The sequence below is a fragment of the Micromonospora eburnea genome (assembly GCF_900090225.1).
GTDB lineage: Bacteria > Actinomycetota > Actinomycetes > Mycobacteriales > Micromonosporaceae > Micromonospora > Micromonospora eburnea.
Map to the genome: position 1 here is coordinate 5442439 of NZ_FMHY01000002.1, position 19562 is coordinate 5462000.

General features: G+C 74.2%; 16 protein-coding genes. 11 read left to right on the plus strand and 5 right to left on the minus strand.

Going from position 1 to position 19562, the window contains the following annotated elements; translation table 11 throughout:
* Position 1 precedes the first annotated feature (1 nt).
* Positions 2-1003, plus strand: a complete 1002-nt coding sequence (locus tag GA0070604_RS23460; RefSeq protein ID WP_091122651.1) for an aldo/keto reductase — start codon at positions 2-4, stop codon at positions 1001-1003.
* Positions 1004-1078: 75 nt separating this feature from the next.
* Positions 1079-1978 (plus strand): TIGR01777 family oxidoreductase, encoded by a 900-nt coding sequence (locus GA0070604_RS23465; RefSeq protein WP_091127361.1) that lies wholly within the window; start codon positions 1079-1081, stop codon positions 1976-1978.
* 77 nt (positions 1979-2055) lie between these two features.
* Here the strand turns inward: GA0070604_RS23465 and GA0070604_RS23470 are convergent, their stop codons facing one another.
* Complete coding sequence (locus tag GA0070604_RS23470; RefSeq protein ID WP_091122654.1) at positions 2056-3309, minus strand: extracellular catalytic domain type 1 short-chain-length polyhydroxyalkanoate depolymerase; 1254 nt, start codon at positions 3307-3309, stop codon at positions 2056-2058.
* Between the two features lie 220 nt (positions 3310-3529).
* Here GA0070604_RS23470 and GA0070604_RS23475 point away from each other — a divergent pair, with 220 nt between their 5' ends.
* From GA0070604_RS23475 to nadE, 4 genes are all read left to right on the plus strand, one after another.
* A complete protein-coding gene (locus GA0070604_RS23475) occupies positions 3530-5347 on the plus strand; it encodes a DUF6311 domain-containing protein (protein ID WP_091122658.1) in 1818 nt (605 codons plus the stop codon).
* 52 nt (positions 5348-5399) lie between these two features.
* Positions 5400-6041 (plus strand): lipoyl(octanoyl) transferase LipB, encoded by a 642-nt coding sequence (gene lipB, locus GA0070604_RS23480; protein ID WP_091122662.1) that lies wholly within the window; start codon positions 5400-5402, stop codon positions 6039-6041.
* Positions 6042-6170: 129 nt separating this feature from the next.
* Positions 6171-6563, plus strand: a complete 393-nt coding sequence (locus tag GA0070604_RS23485) for a VOC family protein (RefSeq protein ID WP_091122665.1) — start codon at positions 6171-6173, stop codon at positions 6561-6563.
* Between the two features lie 15 nt (positions 6564-6578).
* A complete protein-coding gene (nadE, locus tag GA0070604_RS23490; protein ID WP_091122669.1) occupies positions 6579-7457 on the plus strand; it encodes an ammonia-dependent NAD(+) synthetase in 879 nt (292 codons plus the stop codon).
* Here nadE and GA0070604_RS23495 read toward each other — a convergent pair.
* Both GA0070604_RS23495 and aspS read right to left on the minus strand, forming a co-directional pair.
* On the minus strand, positions 7429-8454 hold the full coding sequence (locus tag GA0070604_RS23495) for an FUSC family protein (protein WP_208602156.1): 1026 nt from the start codon (positions 8452-8454) through the stop codon (positions 7429-7431). The two genes, nadE and GA0070604_RS23495, sit on opposite strands and share 29 nt — an antisense overlap.
* A 77-nt stretch (positions 8455-8531) precedes the next feature.
* Positions 8532-9818 (minus strand): aspartate--tRNA(Asn) ligase, encoded by a 1287-nt coding sequence (aspS, locus tag GA0070604_RS23500; RefSeq protein WP_091127362.1) that lies wholly within the window; start codon positions 9816-9818, stop codon positions 8532-8534.
* Between the two features lie 354 nt (positions 9819-10172).
* Here aspS and lipA point away from each other — a divergent pair, with 354 nt between their 5' ends.
* Positions 10173-11216, plus strand: coding sequence for a lipoyl synthase (lipA, locus tag GA0070604_RS23505; protein ID WP_091122673.1), 1044 nt, complete (start codon positions 10173-10175; stop codon positions 11214-11216).
* Positions 11217-11337: 121 nt separating this feature from the next.
* Positions 11338-13239, plus strand: coding sequence for a hypothetical protein (locus GA0070604_RS23510; protein ID WP_091122677.1), 1902 nt, complete (start codon positions 11338-11340; stop codon positions 13237-13239).
* A gap of 31 nt (positions 13240-13270) precedes the next feature.
* Here the strand turns inward: GA0070604_RS23510 and GA0070604_RS23515 are convergent, their stop codons facing one another.
* Positions 13271-16498: a helix-turn-helix transcriptional regulator gene (locus GA0070604_RS23515; protein ID WP_244162059.1), complete on the minus strand. Its 3228-nt coding sequence runs from the start codon at positions 16496-16498 to the stop codon at positions 13271-13273.
* Positions 16495-16656 (minus strand): hypothetical protein, encoded by a 162-nt coding sequence (locus GA0070604_RS32735; protein WP_167363564.1) that lies wholly within the window; start codon positions 16654-16656, stop codon positions 16495-16497. The genes GA0070604_RS23515 and GA0070604_RS32735 overlap by 4 nt, the downstream gene beginning before the upstream one ends.
* A 212-nt stretch (positions 16657-16868) precedes the next feature.
* Between GA0070604_RS32735 and GA0070604_RS23520 the strand changes: the two genes are divergently transcribed.
* The 3 genes from GA0070604_RS23520 to GA0070604_RS23530 all read left to right on the plus strand — a co-directional run bounded on the left by GA0070604_RS23520 (position 16869) and on the right by GA0070604_RS23530 (position 19518).
* The gene (locus tag GA0070604_RS23520; protein WP_091122680.1) at positions 16869-17558 is read left to right on the plus strand and encodes a DUF4191 domain-containing protein; all 690 of its coding nucleotides are present in this window, start codon (positions 16869-16871) and stop codon (positions 17556-17558) included.
* A 98-nt stretch (positions 17559-17656) separates the two neighbouring features.
* A complete protein-coding gene (locus tag GA0070604_RS23525) occupies positions 17657-18208 on the plus strand; it encodes a SigE family RNA polymerase sigma factor (protein ID WP_091122684.1) in 552 nt (183 codons plus the stop codon).
* On the plus strand, positions 18205-19518 hold the full coding sequence (locus tag GA0070604_RS23530; RefSeq protein ID WP_091122687.1) for a hypothetical protein: 1314 nt from the start codon (positions 18205-18207) through the stop codon (positions 19516-19518). Before GA0070604_RS23525 ends, GA0070604_RS23530 begins: the two co-directional genes overlap by 4 nt.
* Positions 19519-19562: the final 44 nt, after the last annotated feature.

Below are 19562 nucleotides of genomic sequence, written 5' to 3' on the forward strand. Positions count from 1 at the left end.
CATGGCGATGACACGAATCCTCGGCCGCAGCGGCATCGAGGTCAGCGCGATCGGCATGGGGTGCTGGGCGATCGGCGGTCCGCTCTGGGGCGACGGCGGGCAGCCGTTCGGCTGGGGCGAGGTCGACGACGACGAGTCGATCCGCACCATCCACCAGGCGCTCGACCTGGGCGTCACCCTCTTCGACACGGCCAGCAACTACGGCGCCGGCCACAGCGAGCGGATCCTCGGCCGCGCCCTCGCCGGCCGTCGCGACGACGCGGTGATCGCCACCAAGTTCGGCAACCGCTTCGACGAGGCCACCCGGCACGCGACCGGCACCGACGCCAGCCCGGCGTTCGCGGTGACCAGTTTGGACGAGTCGCTGCGCCGGCTCGGCACCGACCACGTCGACCTCTACCAGTTGCACATCAACGACCTGTCGCCGGCCGCCGCGCTCGACCTGGTGGACACCCTGGAGGGCCTGGTCGCCAAGGGCAAGATCCGGGCGTACGGCTGGAGCACCGACAACCCGTCGTCGGCCCGGACCTTCGCCGAGGCGGGACCGCACTGCACCGCCGTACAGCACGACGAGTCGGTGCTCAACGACAACCCCGATGTGCTGGCGGTCTGCGACGCGCTCGACCTGGCCAGCCTCAACCGGGGCCCGCTCGCGATGGGCCTGCTCACCGGCTCGACCCGCGCCGTCGGCAAGGACGACGTACGCGGGCTGGCCCCGGAGTGGCTGAGGTGGTTCACCGACGGCCGGCCGACACCGGAGTGGTCCGCTCGGGTCGCCGAGATCCGGGCGGCGCTGACCGCCGACGGGCGCACCCTCACCCAGGGCGCGCTGGGCTGGCTGCTGGCCCGCAGCCCGCGCACGGTGCCCATCCCCGGCTGCCGGACGGTGGCGCAGGCGGCGGAGAACTTCGCGACGCTCGCGCTCGGCCCGCTGCCCGCCGAGGCGTTCGCCGAGGTGGAACGGCTCCTGGCCGACCTGCGCCCGGCCGGCGCGGCACGCTGACCGGTCACCGGGGGCGTCGAGTGACTCATGCCGCTCGACGCCCCCGGCACCGCGGCCGTATCCGAAGATATGAGCATGCGGATCCTCATGGCCGGCGCGTCCGGCTTTCTCGGCACCCGGCTGGTCCACCGACTCACCGCGGACGGGCACCAGATCACCCGCCTGGTCCGCCGCGCGCCGCGTACCCCTGACGAGCGGCAGTGGAACCCGTCGGCCGCGCAGCTCGACCCGGCGGTGGTCGCCGACGCCGACGCTGTGGTCAACCTGGCCGGCGCCGGGGTGGGCGACAAGCGCTGGAACGACGAGTACCGGCGGGTGATCCGCTCCAGCCGGGTCGACCCCAGCACCACCCTGGCGATCACCATCGCGGGGTTGTCCGCCGCCGACCGGCCCGCGGTGCTGCTCAACGCCTCCGCGGTCGGCTGGTACGGCAACACCGGTGACCGGGTGGTCGAGGAGGACTCCCCCGCGGGCGAGGGCTTCCTGGCCGACGTCTGCCGGGTCTGGGAGGCCGCGACCCGGCCGGCCGAGGACGCCGGCGTACGGGTGGTGCGGCTGCGTACCGGGCTGCCGCTGCACCGCGACGGCGGCATGCTCAAGCCGCAGCTGCTGCCGTTCCGGCTGGGCATCGCGGGGCGGCTGGGCAGCGGCCGGCAGTGGCTGCCCTGGATCTCGATGCGCGACTGGCTGGACGCGGTGGCGCTGCTGCTGGCCCGCGACGACCTCGCCGGCCCGGTCAACGTGGTGGGTCCGAACCCGGTCACCAACGCCGAGTTCACCCGGGAACTGGCCCGCCAGCTGCACCGGCCGGCGATCATCCCGATTCCCGCGCTGGCCCTGAAGGTCGTCCTCGGCGGCTTCGCCCACGAGGCCCTGACCAGCGCCCGGGCCCTCCCCGGCGTGCTCACCAGGGCCGCCTTCCCCTGGACCCATCCCCAGCTTCCGGCAGCCCTGCACGCCGCCCTGACCGAGTGAGCGCGCGTTGATCATGGAGTTGTCGCGCCGACACGCCGGGCGACAACTCCATGGTCAACGGGGAGCGGGCGGGTTGGTCAGCAGCCGATGACCCAGTGGTTGGGGGCGGTCTGCCTGAGGGTGGTGGTGTAGAAGGTGTTGTAGAGGCCCATCTTCTCGTTGCTGCCCAGGGCGTAGGCGTAGCCGCCGGACTGGTAGGCGCGGCCGGCGGTCACGTGGGCGTAGTTGCTGGCGGTGACGCAGACCGGCGCGGTGGTCGGGGACGGGGATCCGGTCGGGCTCGGGGACGTGGTCGGGCTCGGCGAGGTGGTCGGGGAGGCGGTCGCCGTCGGGGTCGGGCCGGGGTTCGAGCCGCCGCCGTCCAGACCGAAGAAGAGCGCGTCCTGGTACGTCGAGCAGATGGTGTCCAGGAAGTACGCCGCCGCCGTACCGCACTGGTCGACGGCCGAGCCCGGGTCGACCGGCGTGCCGTGGCCCATCCCGGAGACCCGGTAGAGGCGGACCGCGTCGTTGCCGTACACCTCCAGGCTGGTGCCGGCGGGCAGCGAGGCGGTGCTGGTCGGGGTCTGCGACACCCCGAGCACGTTGGTCCACTGGTCCCGGGACTCGGTGGCGTTCGCCGTGGCGACGGTGTAGTCGCTGGTCCCGTGCCAGATCGCCACCCTCGGCCGGGGGCCGGCGTAACCGGAGTACGCGGCCCGGACCAGGTCGCCCCACTGCGCCGGGGTCTTGTCGACGCCCGGGTTCATGCAGGTGTACGCGTTGATGTTGCTGGTGGCGCAGCGGTAGGGCAGCCCGGCGATGACCGAGCCGGCGGCGAAGACGTCGGGATAGGTGGCGAGCATGACCGCGCTCATCGCCCCACCGGCCGACAGGCCGCTGACGTACACCCGGCCGGCGTCGGTGCCGTAGCTCGTCTTCGCGTAGTCGACCATCTGCTTGATCGACAGGGCCTCGCCCTGGCCACGTGCGGTGTCGCCGGTCTCGAACCAGTTGAAGCAGCTGGTGGAGTTGTTGGCCGAGGCCTGCTGCGGCACGATCAGCGCGAACTTCCACAGGTCGGCGTACTTCTGCCAGCCGGAGTTGGCGAAGTAGCCGGAGGCGTTCTGGGCACAGCCGTGCAGCAGCACCACGGCCGGCGCGCCGGCCGGCAGGTTGTCCGGCCGGTACGCGTACATGGCGAGGTTGCCGGGGTTGGAGCCGAAGCCGGTGACCTGGGTGAGCGTGGCGGCCTGGGCGGGCAGGGCGACGGCGAGCACCGTGGTCGCGGCCAGCACGATCCCGGCCGCCGCCCCGGCGAGGCGGGTGAGGATGGATGAGGAGCGGCGCACGGCGACCTCCTGAGGACGAATGTGAACTGGGTCACCCGGAATTTGCCGCGACGTTACGGCCGTGTTTCGTCACCCGACATGGTCGCCGCTCACATATTTACGAGCGCCGAAATGTGTCGTACGCCGGGTGGGGCCGGCGCGGCCGCGCCACCCAACCCGCACGTCGGCAAGGTTTCGTGTCTGACCGGCCTGTCCCGATCCGGTTGGTAACGTCCGCTGCGTGCCGACCTCCCCGTCCCTGGCCACCGACCCGTCGCCCGCGCCCCGTCCCCGGAACCGGCGCGCCGACCTGGTCGTGGTGCTCGCCGCGGCGGCCCTGGCGATTTGGGTCACCAGCGGGATGTGGTGGGACCCGAACACCCGGGCGATCACCGTCAACTCCAGCGACCAGGCGCTCTTCGAATGGCTGTTGGCCTTCGGCGGGCACGCGGTCACCCACGGGGAGAACCCGTTCTTCACCCACCTGATCAACGTCCCCGACGGGGTGAACCTCGCGGTCAACACCTCGATCACCGTGTACGCGGTGGTCTTCGCGCCGCTGACGTACCTGGTCGGGCCGCCCGCGACGTTCCTGGTGATCCTCACCCTCAACCTGGTCGCCACCGCGGTGGCCTGGTACTGGCTGCTCAGCCGCTATCTGGTGGGCAGCCGGCTGGCCGCCGGGGTGGGCGCCCTGTTCATCGGCTTCTGCCCGGCGATGGTCTCGCACGCCAACTCCCACCTGAACTGGACCGCCGGCTGGCTGGTGCCGCTGCTGATCTGGGGCGTGTTCCGGCTGCGCCGCCCCGGCCGGGCGGTACGCGGCGGGATCGTGCTCGGCCTGCTGGTGGCGCTCGCCTTCTCGATCGCCGCCGAGGGGCTCTTCTTCACCGCCCTGGCGGTCGCCCTCTTCCTGGTGTTGTGGGCGCTGCACCCGAGCCGCTGGGCCGAGGTCCGCGCCGCGCTGCCCAGCTTCGCCGGCGGGCTGGGGGTGACCGCGCTGGTGGCCGGGGTGTTGCTGGCGTACCCGCTGTGGCTGCACTTCGCCGGGCCGCAGCGCTTCCACGGCACCGGCTTCGACCCGCTCATCCACTCCGAGGACATCGCCGCGTACGGGTCGTACCCGCGCCGGTCCCTGGCCGGCTGGGCCGGGCTGGGCACCTCGCTGGCCCCCAACCCGACCGAGGAGAACTCGTTCTTCGGCATCCCGCTGCTGCTGCTCGCGGTGGCCTGTTTCGCGCTGCTCTGGTGGCGCGCCGAGCGGGCGTTCCGGGCCACGCTCACCGCGCTCGGCGTCACCGCGGTGGTCTTCGCGGTGCTGTCCTGGGGGCCACGGGCCAGGTGGAACGGCCGGCGGAGCGACCAGATCCTCCCGTTCGGGGTGCTGGACAACCTGCCGGTGATCAATGCGGCGCTGCCCTCCCGGCTGGCCCTGGTGGTCGCCCCGGTGATCGGGCTGCTGCTCGCGTACACCGTCGACCGGCTCCGCGTCCGGCCGCCCCGGCACCGCGCCATCACCGGGGCCTGGGCGCTCGGCTTCGCCGTCGCGCTGCTGCCGCTGCTGCCCACCCCGCTGCTGACCAGCGTGCGGGAACCGATCCCGGAGTTCATCACCAGCGGCCACTGGCGACAGTACGTCTCGCCCGACGGGGTGCTCACCCCGCTGCCGCTGGCCGTCGACGTCACTCCCGACGGCCAACGCTGGCAGGCGTACGCCCTGGCCCACGGGCAGGGTGAGTTCCACATCCCGGCCGGGTTCTTCCTCGGCCCCGGCGGGCCGGGCGGACGGGGCCGGATCGGGCCGGTGCCGCGGACCTTCGACTCGCTGATGGACCAGGCCGGACGGACCGGGCTGATGCCGATCATCACCGAGGGCAGCATCGAGGAGTCCCTGGCGGACCTGCACCACTGGCGGGTCGAGACCGTGATCCTGGCCGACCGGGTGCACGGCGCCAAGTACGACATCCACGAGGACGCCGTGCACCGCACCGCCACCGCCCTGCTCGGTCCGCCGCAGCGGGTGGACGACGTCTGGCTCTGGAAGGTCCCGCCGCCCTGACGCGACGAGGCTCACGGCGCGCGCCGGGAGGTCACGGGGCTAGGCTGGGCGGGTGAGCGTGACGACTTCCGGGCTGGCCGCCATCCGCGCCGGTGTGCTCGACTACCAGGCCGCGTGGGACGAGCAGCGCCGGCTGCACGAGGCCGTGGTGGCCGGCGAGCGGGGCGACAGCGTGCTGCTGCTGGAGCACCCGAGCGTCTACACCGCCGGCAAGCGGACCGAGCCGTGGGACCGCCCGATGGACGGCACCCCCGTGATCGACGTGGACCGCGGCGGCAAGATCACCTGGCACGGGCCGGGGCAGCTCGTCGGCTACCCGATCGTCAAGCTGCCCGACCCGGTGGACGTGGTCGCGTATGTCCGGCGCACCGAGCAGCTGCTGATCGACGTCTGCGCCGAGTTCGGACTGGCCGCCGGCCGGGTCGAGGGGCGCAGCGGCGTCTGGGTGCCGGAGGACGACCGGGGGCCCGCCCGCAAGGTCGCCGCGATCGGCATCCGGGTGGCCCGGGGCGTCACCCTGCACGGCTTCTCGATCAACTGCGACTGCGACCTGACGTACTTCGACCGGATCGTGCCGTGCGGCATCCGGGACGCCGGCACCACCTCGCTCACCGCCGAGCTGGGCCGCCCGGTCACCGTCGCCGACGTGCTGCCGGTGGTCGAGCGCCACCTGTCGACCCTCGTGCAGGTCTGAGCGGGAAGATCCGCCGCGTGGTGCCCCGGAGGGCAGCGCGCCGATCGTCCCCGTGGTGAACGGGCCGCAGGCCGACCACCCGCGCCGGCTACGGGTCGAGCTGCCGGACCGATCGCGTACCCTCGTCGGGTGCGGATCGACCTCGTCACCCTTGTCGTCGCCGAGTACGACCCGGCGATCGCGTTCTTCACCGAGGTGCTCGGCTTCGAGCTGGTGGAGGACAAGCCGTCCCTGACCAACGACGGCCGGCCGAAGCGCTGGGTGGTGGTCCGGCCGCCCGGCGGCGGGACCGGGCTGCTGCTGGCCCGCGCCGACGGGGAGCGGCAGGAGGCCGCGGTGGGTGACCAGACCGCCGGCCGGGTCGGCTTCTTCCTCCAGGTCGACGACTTCGACGCCACCTACCAGCGGATGGTCGAGGCGAAGGTCGAGTTCGTGCGGCCACCACGCACCGAGCCGTACGGCCGGGTCGCCGTCTTCCGCGACCTCGCCGGCAACCTCTGGGATCTGCTCGGTCCCGCCTGACCCCGAAGGGACCCGATGACCGACCTGATGTCGACCCAGCAACGGATCGCCGCCGAACTCCAGGTGGCAGCGACGTTCGACGCCGCCGAGGAGATCGAACGCCGGGTCGTCTTCCTCGCCGACCGTCTGGTCGACACCGGGCTGACCGCGCTGGTGCTCGGCATCAGCGGCGGGGTGGACTCCACCACCGCCGGGCGGCTCTGCCAGCTCGCCGTCGAGCGGGCCCGCGCCGCCGGCCACCCGGCGGTCTTCGTGGCGATGCGCCTGCCGTACGGGGTGCAGGCCGACGAGCACCACGCCCAGGCCGCCCTGGAATTCATCCGGCCCGACCGGGTGCTCACCGTCGACGTGCGGCCGGCCAGCGACGCCGCCCTGGACACGCTGGTGGCGGCCGGGCTGACCTTCCGCGACGCCGCCCAGCAGGACTTCGTGCACGGCAACGTCAAGGCCCGCCAGCGCATGATCGCCCAGTACGCGGTGGCCGGGGCGCTGGGCGGCCTGGTGGTCGGCACCGACCACGCGGCCGAGGCGGTCACCGGCTTCTTCACCAAGCACGGCGACGGGGCGGCGGACGTGGTGCCGCTGACCGGGCTGACCAAGCGCCGGGTCCGCGCCATCGCGCAGGCGCTGGGCGCCCCGGCGGACCTGGTCGGCAAGGCGCCCACCGCCGACCTGGAGAGCCTGGCGCCGGGCAGGCTCGACGAGGACGCGCTCGGCCTGACGTACGAGCAGATCGACGACTACCTGGAGGGGCGGCCGGTCCCGGCGGAGGTGGCGGCGGCGCTGGTGGCCCGCTACCGGGCCACCGACCACAAGCGGCGGCTGCCGATCGCGCCTCCGGTGAGCGGAGAGGCGGGCGACCCGGTCACCGCTGCGGTCCCCGCCCAGCGCTGATCCGCGCTCGCAACCACGGTTCGCCGAGCACGATCAGGCCGCCGATGCCGGTGCCGATCAACGTCTCCACACCCCGGTCGAAGAGCAGCTGGCCGGCCGGCCGGGGCGCCGCGAGCTGCCCCATCAGCAGCGCCATCGGGGTGATGAACAGCAGCGCCAGGCCGTAGTTGCGGCCGACCAGCAGCTCGGTGACGATCTGCAACCCCGCCACGACGAGCACGGTGGCGTACGGCGACAGGTGCGGTGCCAGCAGCACCGCGCTGGTCAGCAGCCCGAGCAGCGTGCCGAGGACCCGGTGCGCGGCGCGGACGAGCTGGGCGGTCATCCCCTGAACGGTCAGCGGGGCGACCGCCGCCACCATCGCCCAGTACGGGTGGCCGATCCCGACGGCGGTCACCGTGCCGCCGGCCAGCACCACGGCGAGGGCGTAGCGCACCGGCTCCCCCGTCCACCCGTGCGCCAGCCGGGCCGGGCGGCTCCGCTGCCGCCGCAGGACGCTGCCCACGTTTCCGACCAGCAGCGCGAACAGGCTGCTCAGCCCGGCCACGACCACGGCGATCGGCACGTCCGGCAGCGCGCGTGGGGCCGAGGCGACCGCGCCGAACGCGAAGACGAGGAACAGTGGCCCCGGCGGGTGCCAGTCCTGCGCGGCGGCGAGCGCCGAGCCCAGCGCCGCGACGGCCGCGGTGACCGGCACCGCGACCCACGCCCGCGACTCCAGCGAACCGACCAGCACCCCGAGGACGGTCGACAGCGTCAGCGCCATCCCGGCGCTCGCCTGCATCGCCATCCGGGACAGGTGCACGTGGTTGCGCCCGTAGAGCGAGGTGAACGCCCCGAAGACCGCGTACACCGACCAGCCGGGGTGATCCAGCGCGAGCACCGCGAGCAGCGGAACCAGCACGCTGATCCCGGCCCGCAGCGCGACCCGGTGGGCAGCCCCGGCCGGGCGGACGTGCAGCACCTGCCGCAGCATCACCCGCATCTGCTCGCGCATCCCGCTCCTCAGCCCCATCGGGTACCCCTCGTCGCTGTCGGCGAGGGGTACCCCGATGTCGGGGCGTGATCACGTGATCAGGGGGTGAGCCGGTGCAGGTCGCGCGGGAAGGCGGTCACCTCCCGGACGTTGGCCGCGCCGGTGAGCCGGGCCACGAAGCGCTCCAGCCCGATCGCGAACCCGCCGTGCGGCGGCATGCCGTGCCGGAACGCGTCGACGTAGCCGGCGTACGGCTCGACCGGTTCGCCCCGGGCGGCGAGGGCGGCCAGGTAATCCTCGTACCGGTGCAGCCGCTGCCCGCCGGTGACCAGCTCCATCCCCCGGAACAGCAGGTCGAAGCCGTTGGCGTACGCCGGCCGCGCCGGGTCGGGGTGGGTGTAGAAGGGCCGCTTCGCCATCGGGTACCCGGTGACGAAGAGGAAGTCCGAGCCGTGCTCGCGGTGGGCCCACTCGCCCAGCGCCCGCTCGTGCGCCGGGGCGAGGTCCGGCTCGTCGGCCGGCGCCCCGACGATCGCCAGCGCCTCGGTGAAGTGCACGGCGGGGATCTCCGCCGGCACCTCGGGCACGGTCACCCCGAGCGTGGCGAGCGCGCCACCGGCCCGGTCGGCGACCGCCCCGGCCATCCCGGCGAGGGTGTCCCGCAGCACGACCATCACGTCCCGGTGGTCGGCGACGAAGCCCAGCTCGACGTCGAGCGACGTGTACTGGGCCAGGTGCCGGACGGTGTCGTGCGGTTCGGCCCGGAACACCGGCCCCACCTCGTACACCCGCTCGAAGACCCCGACCATGAGCTGCTTGTAGAACTGTGGCGACTGGGCCAGGTACGCCGGCCGGCCGAACCAGTCCAGCGAGAAGACGTTCGCCCCGCTCTCGGTGGACGAGGCGACCACCTTCGGGGTGTGGATCTCCACGAAGCGGTGGGCGTCCAGGGTGGCCCGGAAGCCGGCCACCGCCGCCGCCGAGATCCGTAGCGCGGCCGACCGGGTCGGATGGCGCAACGCGGTCGGGGCGTGGTCGAGCTGGGTGGGCAGGGTCGCGGTGAGCGCCGGCCGGTACAGGTCGAACGGCGGCGGCACGGCGGGCGGCCCGAGCGGCCGTACGGTCGGCTCGGTGAGCTCGACCCCGGCGGGGGCGCTGTCGTTCGCGACCACCGTGGCCGTGACCTCGACCACGGTCTCCTCGGTGAGCTTCTCCACGGCCGCGCGGGCAGTCGGGTCGGTGACCACCACCTGGGCCAGGCCGGCGGCGTCCCGGACGATCAGGAACGCCACCGACTTGAGCAGCCGGCGGCGGTGCACCCAGCCGGCGATCCGGACGGTGTCGCCGATGTGGGCGTGGAGCTGGGAGGACAGGATGCGTTGCACGGCGGTTACCTCCTCGATCAATCGCAACGCGATCCCCGGGAGGTGTGGGCGAGCGGGTTCCTCGCGGTGCCACCACACCTTCGCCCCCGCCGGAGCGGGAGCCTCATTCGTCGCCCGGTGACGGGGGCCGGCCGGCGGGCTCTACTGGGCGCGTGACGCCGTTCTTCCCGCAGCTCGGGAGGGTCTTCGCGGGCCGTCGCCAGACCGCCTCGCAGCAACCGGCGGCTCTCTGACTGGCGGGTCGGCGCGCTACTCGGCTCCGTCGCAGCTTTGTCGGCGAGGGTAGCAGCCGATTCCGGGCCGTGTGACACCCTTTTCCCACGGTGGGGTGTTCAGCGTCACGACGTCCGCGGCGTGACGGCGGTCGCCCGACGTTCATCGACCGGCACCGTCCGGCGTAGGCTCGGATTCGTGACGATCGAGCACTCCACGCCGACGACCCCGCAGGCCAGCAGCAGCACCGTGGCACCCGAGGGGCGACGGCTGCTGCGGATCGAGGCGCGCAACGCCGAGACGCCGATCGAGCGCAAGCCGCCGTGGATCAAGGTCAAGGCCAAGATGGGGCCGGAGTACACGCAACTACGTGGGCTGGTCTCGCGCGAGGGGCTGCACACGGTCTGCCAGGAGGCCGGCTGCCCCAACATCTACGAGTGCTGGGAGGACCGGGAGGCCACCTTCCTCATCGGTGGCGACCAGTGCACCCGGCGCTGCGACTTCTGCCAGATCGACACCGGCAAGCCGGCCGAGTTCGACGCCGACGAGCCCCGCCGGGTCGCCGAGTCGGTCGCCGCGATGGGCCTGCGCTACGCCACCATCACCGGCGTCGCCCGCGACGACCTGCCCGACGGCGGCGCCTGGCTCTACGCCGAGACGGTCCGGCAGATCCACGCCCTGCGGTCCGGCTGCGGCGTCGAACTGCTGATCCCCGACTTCAACGCGGTCCCCGAGCAGCTCGCCGAGGTCTTCGGCGCGCGGCCCGAGGTGCTGGCGCACAACGTGGAGACCGTGCCGCGGATCTTCAAGCGGATCCGCCCGGCGTTCCGCTACGAGCGCTCCCTCGACGTGATCCGCCAGGCCCGCGCCGCCGGCCTGGTCACCAAGAGCAACCTGATCCTCGGCATGGGCGAGGAGCGGGCCGAGGTCTCCCAGGCGCTGCGCGACCTGCACGAGGCCGGCTGCGAGCTGATCACCATCACGCAGTACCTGCGCCCCTCCCCCCGGCACCACCCGGTCACCCGCTGGGTCAAGCCGGAGGAGTTCGTCGAGCTGCGCGAGGAGGCCGAGGAGATCGGCTTCGCCGGCGTGATGAGCGGCCCACTGGTCCGCTCGTCGTACCGCGCCGGACGCCTCTACCAGCAGGCGCTGGCGGCCCGGGGCAGCCTGCCGACCCCCGCCTGACCCCACCCTCGCCTCGGCCGGTGGCGTGTGCCAGCCGGCCGGGATCGTCGTGACCGGCGCCTGACCACGGCACGCCCAGCCACGTCGTCACACCCTCCGTTACCCATCCGTTACACAACGCGTGACGTTATGTGCCGGTTTGTGCGGCTTTGCGGCGTACGGATGGCGGCGGCGTGTGCCCCTGCCCGTGGTGCTGGCCGCCCTCGCCATCGTGGCCGGGGTCGCGTACCGGCTGTGGCTGCTGCGGCACGACGCCCCACCGACCAACAGCGACGAGGCCACCATGGGGCTCGCCGCGCTGCACATCGCCCAGGGACGACACCTGCCGGTCTGGTTCTACGGCCAGGCGTACATGGGGACGCTGGAGGCGTACCTCGCCGCCCCGCTGTTCGCGCTGGCCGGGCCGTCGGTGCTGGCGCTGCGGATGCCGACCCTCGCGCTGTACGCGCTCTTCCTCGTCCTGTCCTGGCGGCTCACCCGCCGGCTCGGCGGAGAACCCTGGTACGCCCTGCTGGTCGTCGCCTTCCTCGCGCTCGGCTCCGACCGGGTGGTGAAGAACCAGCTCATCGCCGGCGGCGGCTATCCCGAGCTGAACCCGGCCGGGGTGGCGCTCGCCCTGCTCACCGTCGGGCTGTGCGCCGGCAGATCAGCAACCCGGTCGACGCCGGGCCGGGCCGGCCGGTCGAGGGCGCGGCCGGCGTCGGGCCGGGCCAGCCCGGCCCCCGGCGTCATCGGCGCCGATCCCGACGCCGGGGCGCGGCTGCCGCGCTGGGCGGCCTGGGGGCTGGTCTCCGGGCTGATGCTCTGGGTCGACCCGCTGGTGCTGCCCTACGTCCTCACGACCGGCGCGGTGCTGGTGGCCCGCCGGCGACGGGAGCTCGCCGCCCGGGCGGGGCCGGTCGTGGCGGGCGCGCTGCTGCTCGGCGCGGCGCCGATGCTGCTGGACAGCCTCCGGCACGGCCGCAACCCGCTCGCCGCGATCCTCGACGCCAGCGGCGGGGAGGCGGCGACCTGGGGTGAGCGGCTGTACGGCGGGCTGGTGCTCGGGCCGCCGCTCGGCATGGGCTTCTGCTCGCCCGGCCACTGCGCCGACTGGCAGCTCTGGTGGGCGGTCGCCTTCCCGGCCCTGCTGCTCCTCGGCACGGCGGTCGCCTGGCGTGCCCTGCGAACGCCGATCCCGGCCACCCCGCCCGCGTCCCCGCCGCCGGGTGCGGTCGCCGCAGATCTCGGACACCTGCCGTTCGGACGGGACGGTAAGCGCCCAAGACCTGGCCAACCCGAGAGCGGCGACGACGAACGACGCGTGTCGGCGGCGGTACGGCTGGCGTTGCTGGCCGGGGCGGCAGCGGTGCTGCTCGCGTACACGGTGAGCAGCGCGGCCGGACGGACGCCGGTGGAGAGCGCCCGTTACCTCTCCTGTCTCGCGGTCGCCACGCCCGCCCTGCTCTGGCCACTGTGGCGCGCGGCGCGACGCGGCATCGTGCGCGGCGTCGGCCAGGGCGACACCGGCGTCGAGTCCGAGGATGTCGGCCGGGCCCGTCACCGGGCACCGAGCGGGGCGAGCCGGGCCGCCCGGGTCGGCGCGATCGCCGTGCTGGCGGCTGTCCTCGGCACGGCGACCGCCGCCACCGCCGACGCGATCGGTACGGTGCCGGCCGTGCAAGCCGAGGCGGACCGGCACCGGGCGCTCGTCGACGCCCTCGACGGGCTGGGCGTACGGCATGTGCGGGGCGGCTACTGGACCTGCAACCGACTCACCTTCGAAAGCGGCGAGAACGTGGCCTGCGCGGTGGTCGACGACGAGTTGCGCCCCGGACTCGACCGCTGGCCGGCGTACCGGCGGGTGGTGGCGGCCGACCCGGACGCGGCCTGGGTCGCACCGGTCGGCTCACCGCTGGCCGCCACGCTCGACCGGCGGCTCGATCCGAACCGGGGCCTGCTGGACCGGCCGCTCGACCCGCGCCGGGGCACGCTCGACGTGGTCGCCGTCGACGGCTGGCGGATCTACCTGCCCCGGCACTGACCCACCCGTGCGTGGCACCGCGCGGGAACGGTCAGCGGGCGTCCGGCTGCGGCACCGGGTCGCGGTCGAGCAGGCCGAGGCGGTGAGCCAGCGCCGCGGCCTCCACCCGGTTGCGTACGTCCAGCTTGGCGATGATCCGGGACACGTGCACGCTGGCCGTCTTCGGCGAGATGAAGAGACGTTCGGCGATCCGGCTATTGCTGTGCCCCTCGGCGACCAGGCGCAGCACCTCCTGCTCCCGGCTGGTGAGCAGGTCCGGTCCGGGGCGGCCACCGACGCGCAGCCCGACCCGGCGGGCCAGGATGGCGGCCTGCTCGCCCAGCGGGGTGGCCCCGAGCCGGGTGGCGATCTCGGTGGCCTCGCCGACCGCGGCGGCCACGACGTCCCGCTCGCCGGCCGCGGCGGCCGCCTCGGCCAGTTCGAGCAGCGCCCGGCCCAGCGGGTACGGCTGCCCGGCCGCCCGCCACGCGTCCACCACCACCCGCCAGGCCGACAGTCCGGCCCCGGCACCGGGGCCAGCGTCACCCGCGTCGGCACCCCCGCCGACGCCAACACCGGCAGTCGAACCGACACCGGCGAGGATCGCGGCGACCTGGGCGGCGTGCGCCCGCTCCGCCGGATAGCGGACGGGCAGGGCATCGGCCATCGCGGCCACCGCGCCGGCCAACTCGGCGTCCTCGACCAGCGCGGCGGTACGCGCGACGGCGCTGAGCACCGGCCAGCCCTCCCGGGGCAGGTCGGCCAGCCGTTCGTCGGCCAGGGCGGCCCGGCTCGCCCCGAGCGCCGCCACCTTGTCGTCCGCCGCGAGGGCGGCCTCGATCCGCAGCTCGCGCAGCGGCAGCCGACCGCTCGGCCAGAGGTACGGCCGGGCCAGGAACGCCAGCGCCCGGCCGACCAGCTCGTCGGCGGTCGGGTGGGCCCGGGCCAGCCGCAGCCCGGCCCGGAGCTGGAGCCAGTGCAGCCCGGAGACGCCCGGCGGGTCGATCCGGGCGGCCTCGGCGCAGGCCGCGTCGGCCTCGTCCCAGCGGCCCAGGGCGATCAGCGCCTCGGCCCGATTCGACAGCAGGTACGCCCCGATCGAGCGGCTGATCCCGACCCGGCGCGCCTCGGCCACCCCGGCCGCGGCCGCCTCGGCCGACTCCTGGTAGCGGCCCAGCTCGTACAGCACGTCGGAGAGGTAGACCAGGGCGCTGACCAGCGCCGGCGCGTTGTCGGTGGCCCGAGCCCGGGCCTCGGCCCGGCGCAGCTCGGCCAGCCCGAGATCGGGTGTGCGGTCCGTACGGCAGAGCATGGCGATCCGGGTGGGCAGCAGGGTCAGATCCACGCCGAGCGCCTCGGCACCGGCCGTCGCCTCGGCCGCCACCGAGGCGGCCTGCTTCGGATCGACCTTCATCAGGTGCGCCGCGATGTCGGCGAGCAGGCCCGTCCGCTCCGGCCCGTCCGGCACCCCGGCCGCCAGCCGGTACGCCTCGCCCAGCTCCGCCGCGCCATCGCTCTTGCCGAGCAGGGCCAGCAGCCGGCCCCGCTGGTCCAGCAGGCGGGCGGCGCGCAGCGGCTCGGCGGCGCTGTCCACCTCGGCCAGCCCCGCCCGGGTCAGGGTGAGCGCCCGGCTGAGGTCGCCGGCGGTGCTGGCCGCGTCGAGGGTCTCCTCCAGCACCCGGAGGTGGTCCATGCCCAGCCGGTCGGCGGCGTCGGGCACCAGCTCCCACAGTTCGAGGACCCGTTCCAGCAGCCGGCTCTGCTCGGCGTACGCGTACCGGTCGGCGGCGGCGCAGGCGGCCACCCGGGCGGTGACCAGCGCGCGCGGGTGGTCGTGTGCCGCGTACCAGTGGTGGGCGATCTCGGCCGGGGCTCGACCGGCGGCCACCAGGTGCGGCTGCGCCTCGATCGCGGCGGCGTACCGGGCGTGCAGTCGGGCGTGCTCGCCGGGCAGCAGCTCGTCGTGGACGGCCTCGCGGACCAGCGCGTGCCGGAACTCGTAGTCGCCGTCCGGGTCGGCCACCACCAGCTGGGCGGCCACGGCGGCGCGCAGCGCGTCCTCCAGCTCGGCCTCGGGCAGGCCGGCGACCTCGGCGAGCAGTTGGTGGGCGAAGCGGGTGCCGCCGGCGGCGGCGATCCGCAGCACCCGCTGGGCCGTCTCGGGCAGCCGGTCCACCCGGGCCAGCAGCAGGTCGCGCAGGGTTTCGGGCAGGGCGGCGCAGCCCACCGGGTCGCCCGCGGCAGCCAACTCCTCGATGAAGAACGGGTTGCCCTGGGTGCGCCGGTGCACGTCGTCGACGGCCCGGGCGGGCGGTTCAGCGCCGAGCAAATCGGTGAGGATGGCCGCGGTGCCGTCCCGGTCCAGCCGGCCCAGCTCGACCCGGTCCACGCCGCGCGCCCGGTCCAGCTCGGCGAGGAAGGGGCGTAGGGGATGACCGCGGTGCAGCTCGTCGGTGCGGAAGGTGCAGACCAGCAGCAGGCGCGCGGCGCGGGCGCCCCGGACCAGGAAGCCGATCAGGTCCCGGGTGGACCGGTCGGCCCAGTGCAGGTCCTCGATGACCAGCACCAACGGCCGCTCCTCGGCGATCCGCCGGAACAGGTCGGCGACCAGCTCGAACAGGTAGCCCCGCGGGGTGTCCGAGGCGGTCTGGCCGGCGGGCGTGGCGACGCCGGCCGGCACCCGGGCCAGCTCCGGCAGCAGCCGGGCGAACTCGGCCTCGTACCCGGCGAAGGCGGCCGGCCCGTCGTGGCGCAGCACCTCGCGCAGCGCGGCGGCGAACGGCGCGAACGGCAGGCCGGCCTCGCCGAGTTCCAGGCACTGGCCGACCAGCACCCGCGCGCCGACGCCGTCGGCCAGGACGCCGAACTCCTCCAGCAGCCGGGTCTTTCCGACGCCCGCCTCACCGCCGACCAGGACGGTGGCGGCCTCCCCGGCGCGGGCTCGGCCGAGCGCCTCGCGCAGCCCGGCCAGCTCCTGCTGGCGGCCGACGAGGACGGTACTGGCGGCGCGTACGGTCACGGCGTCGAGCATGCCATGACGGGTGCCCGTACCGTCCCGGCCGACCGGCCCGTCTGCCGCCGGCCCGGCCGCCCCCGTGTCGGCCGGGCCGGTGCCGTCCGCGCGCCGGGCCACGGTCGGGCCGGCCGCGCCACCGGCTCCGGGCGGCGTCGGGCCGACCCGACCGGTCGGTCCCCCGTCGGCCGGGGCGGTCGTCGCGCTCCCGTCCCCGCCGCCGGGCGGGGGCGCGGGCCGGGCGGCCGGCGCGGCGAGCGTGGTCACCGGACGGTACGGGCGGCGGGGTTCCGGCGCCCCAGCCAGCCCCGGGGATGGCGGCGGGGCAGCGACCGGGCGAGCCGGTCGCGGGCCGCGTCGGCCCGGAGCTCGGAGGCGTAGGTGCGGTGGAGGGCGAGCATCAGATCCGCGCTGTTGCTGAACATGTCGGTTCCCCTGTCGTACGGTTCGTTTCGTTGTCGAGGTCGACTTTCCGCCCGAAGGTGGCCCCGGTGCATGGGTCCGTCGCCTGATCTTCGACCGCGTCGCCTCCTTACCCGGGGCCTCAGTCGCGCGGCGGCGACGTAAGGTACTCAGCCGCGCGGCGTGGGGCCGGCCACGGATCAACCGGTTGCCGGGCGACCACTAGACTTGCGGCATGGCAAAGCCCCAGGAGAAGGTTTCGTTCGGCCAGCGGCTGAAGCAGATCGGGATGGTGTTCCGATTCACCGCCAAGCAGGACCGCTGGTTCGCGCCGTTGGTGGCGGCGGCGGTGCTGATCCCGCTCGCGCTCACCGTGGTCGCGGTCATTCTCTCGGGCTGGATCTGGCTGCCGATCGGCATCCTGCTCGCCCTGCTCGCCGTGCTGATCGTGCTCAACCTGCGGTCCAACGCGGCAATGATGAACGCCGCCGAGGGGCAGCCCGGCGCGGCGGCCCAGATCATGGAGAGCATGCGCGGCGACTGGCGGGTCACCCCGGCCGTCAGCTCCACCACACAGATGGACATGGTGCACCTGGTGCTCGGCCGCCCCGGCGTGATCCTGCTGGCCGAGGGGAACCCGCAGCGGGTACGCGGACTGCTCGGCCAGGAGAAGCGCCGGCTGGCCAAGGTGATCGGCTCCGCCCCGCTGCACGACTACGTGATCGGCCAGGGCGAGGACGAGCTGTCGATCCGCAAGCTGCGGATGACCCTGATGCGGCTGCCCCGCACCCTCTCCCCCAAGGACGTCAACGCCCTCGACAAGCGGCTGAAGGCGCTCACCGCCCGCCCGCAGCTGCCCAAGGGCGCGATCCCGAAGAACATGCGGCCGCCGCGGGGCGCGTTCCGCCAGACCCGGGGTCGCTGACCCCCGTCGTACGCGAGAAAGCCGGGCTTGTCTTCGACAGGCCCGGCTTTCTCGTGTCCCGGTAAACCTCAACCCACCCGTCATCGTCTGTACCCGCGATGAAAGACGACGACGCCCCGGCACCGACCGACCCGTTCGACGAGTTCGTCCGTAGCCGCTCGACCGCACTGCTGCGCTCGGCGTACCTGCTGACCACAGACCGGCACGCCGCAGAGGATCTGCTCCAGGAGGTCCTGGAACGGCTGTACGCGAAGTGGCGACGAGCCCGCGCCGCGCCCGACACCTACGCCAGAAAGATCATGGTGAACCGCGCCATCGACCGTTGGCGGCTGCGGGGCCGGCGGCCGGAGGCGACGCTGACCGACGCGGCCGTACCGCTGGCCGCCGACCACGCCGATGAGGTGGCCACCCGGCAGGTGGTGCTCGGGGCGCTGCGCGCCCTGCCGCCCCGGCAGCGGGCGGCCGTCGTGCTGCGCTACCTCGACGACCTGTCCGAGGCCGAGACCGCCCAGATCATGGGCTGCTCGGTCGGCGCGGTGAAGAGCCACACGGCGCGGGGCCTCACCCGGTTGCGGCACCTGACCGACCTCGGGCGGGTCGAACGCGACACGCTGCCCGGCACCTCTCCCATGACCCGGAGGATTCGATGACGTACGACCTGGAAACCGACCCGGTACGACGGGCCTTGGCGGTGACCGCGGACGAGGTACACCCGCCGGCCGATCTGGTGGACCGTGCCCGGCGGGGTGGCCGGCGCCGGGTCCGCCGGCGGCGCGTCCTGACGGGTGCGCTCGCGGTACTGCTGCTGGCCGGCCTGGCCGGAGCCGTCCAGTTGGGCCGTGCTCCCGCGCCGGCCGAGGTGGCCGACGTCCCGGAACTCCTGCTCGATCAGCCGACCCGGGGCGACCTGGCCCACGACCGCGCCTACCTCGACCGGGTGCTCGCCACCTACGAACAGACCCGCGACGACAGCCCGCTACGAGGGCTGATCCGCTCGCCCGCCGGGCAACCGCGCGTGACGTGGGCGGGGACCACCCCGGCCGGCCCGGCCGCCGCCGTGGTGCAGCGGATGCGGGTTGACGGTGGCAAGTTGTCCGTGTTCATCGGGTTCATCGGTACGGACAGCGCCGGCCGGCCGGAACCGGTCGGCGCGGACATCTTCACGCTCGATTTCGGCAGCCGCGCATTCCTGACCGGTCCGGACCGGTCGGTGCTGGTGGTGCTGGACGTCGGCGACGACGTGGAGTGGTCCGGGGAGCGGACCTATCTCGCCGACCGGGTCACGCGCACGGACTGGCGACCGGTTACGTTCGCTGACGGGGCCGCCGTGGTCAGGGTGCCGCCGCAACGCGACCGGTACAGTGTGGCGGTTCGCGATGGTTCGGGCACATATCTGAGGATCGGGAACCTGACCGACCCCACGGTGATACCGAACGATCCCGGCCTCGGCTGGCGCACCCCAGCGGGTGGCGGTCGGCCGGGAGATGAAGCAGCCCTCTTCCCGGTGGCCCCGCAGGGCGCCGGGCTGGACCTGGAGAGCGTGCGCATGCTCCTCGGCAAGGGCGACAACGGCGGGGAGCATGAGACGGCCAGCCCGGCCACGGGATTCGACTGGAAGGCGTACGGCCGCACCGGACGGGGCGAGTTGTTCGTCGCCGCCGACATACGGTTCGGCGGCGACCCCACCCGCACGGTCGTCTACATCGAGCCGCTGGACTCGACCCACCCGCGGTTCGGACCGGTCATCCGGGTGTACGGCGACGAGGTGGACCCGAACGCGACGCTGCCGGTGGCCCTACGGCTGCCAGGCGAACGGGGCTGGCTGGTGGCCCGCAAGAACGCCACGCTGAGCTACCTGGACGAACAGGGCAGATGGCGGCCCGCGGGTCGGAACGCCGCGCTGCTGCCCGCCGTCACGACCCGGGTACGGGTGGACGACACCGAGGTCCCGCTCGGCTGACCGACGGCGCGGCATCCGCCCCACGGGGGCGGGTGCCGCGCCGG

Coding starts and splice junctions, on each gene's coding strand:
- GA0070604_RS23495 (WP_208602156.1), bottom strand. CDS start 8,454: ATGCGCGAGCAGATGCGGGTGATGCTGCGGCAGGTGCTGCACGTCCGC.
- nadE (WP_091122669.1), top strand. CDS start 6,579: ATGACCGACCTGATGTCGACCCAGCAACGGATCGCCGCCGAACTCCAG.
- GA0070604_RS32735 (WP_167363564.1), bottom strand. CDS start 16,656: ATGTTCAGCAACAGCGCGGATCTGATGCTCGCCCTCCACCGCACCTAC.
- GA0070604_RS23465 (WP_091127361.1), top strand. CDS start 1,079: ATGCGGATCCTCATGGCCGGCGCGTCCGGCTTTCTCGGCACCCGGCTG.
- GA0070604_RS23520 (WP_091122680.1), top strand. CDS start 16,869: ATGGCAAAGCCCCAGGAGAAGGTTTCGTTCGGCCAGCGGCTGAAGCAG.
- GA0070604_RS23460 (WP_091122651.1), top strand. CDS start 2: ATGGCGATGACACGAATCCTCGGCCGCAGCGGCATCGAGGTCAGCGCG.
- GA0070604_RS23525 (WP_091122684.1), top strand. CDS start 17,657: ATGAAAGACGACGACGCCCCGGCACCGACCGACCCGTTCGACGAGTTC.
- GA0070604_RS23530 (WP_091122687.1), top strand. CDS start 18,205: ATGACGTACGACCTGGAAACCGACCCGGTACGACGGGCCTTGGCGGTG.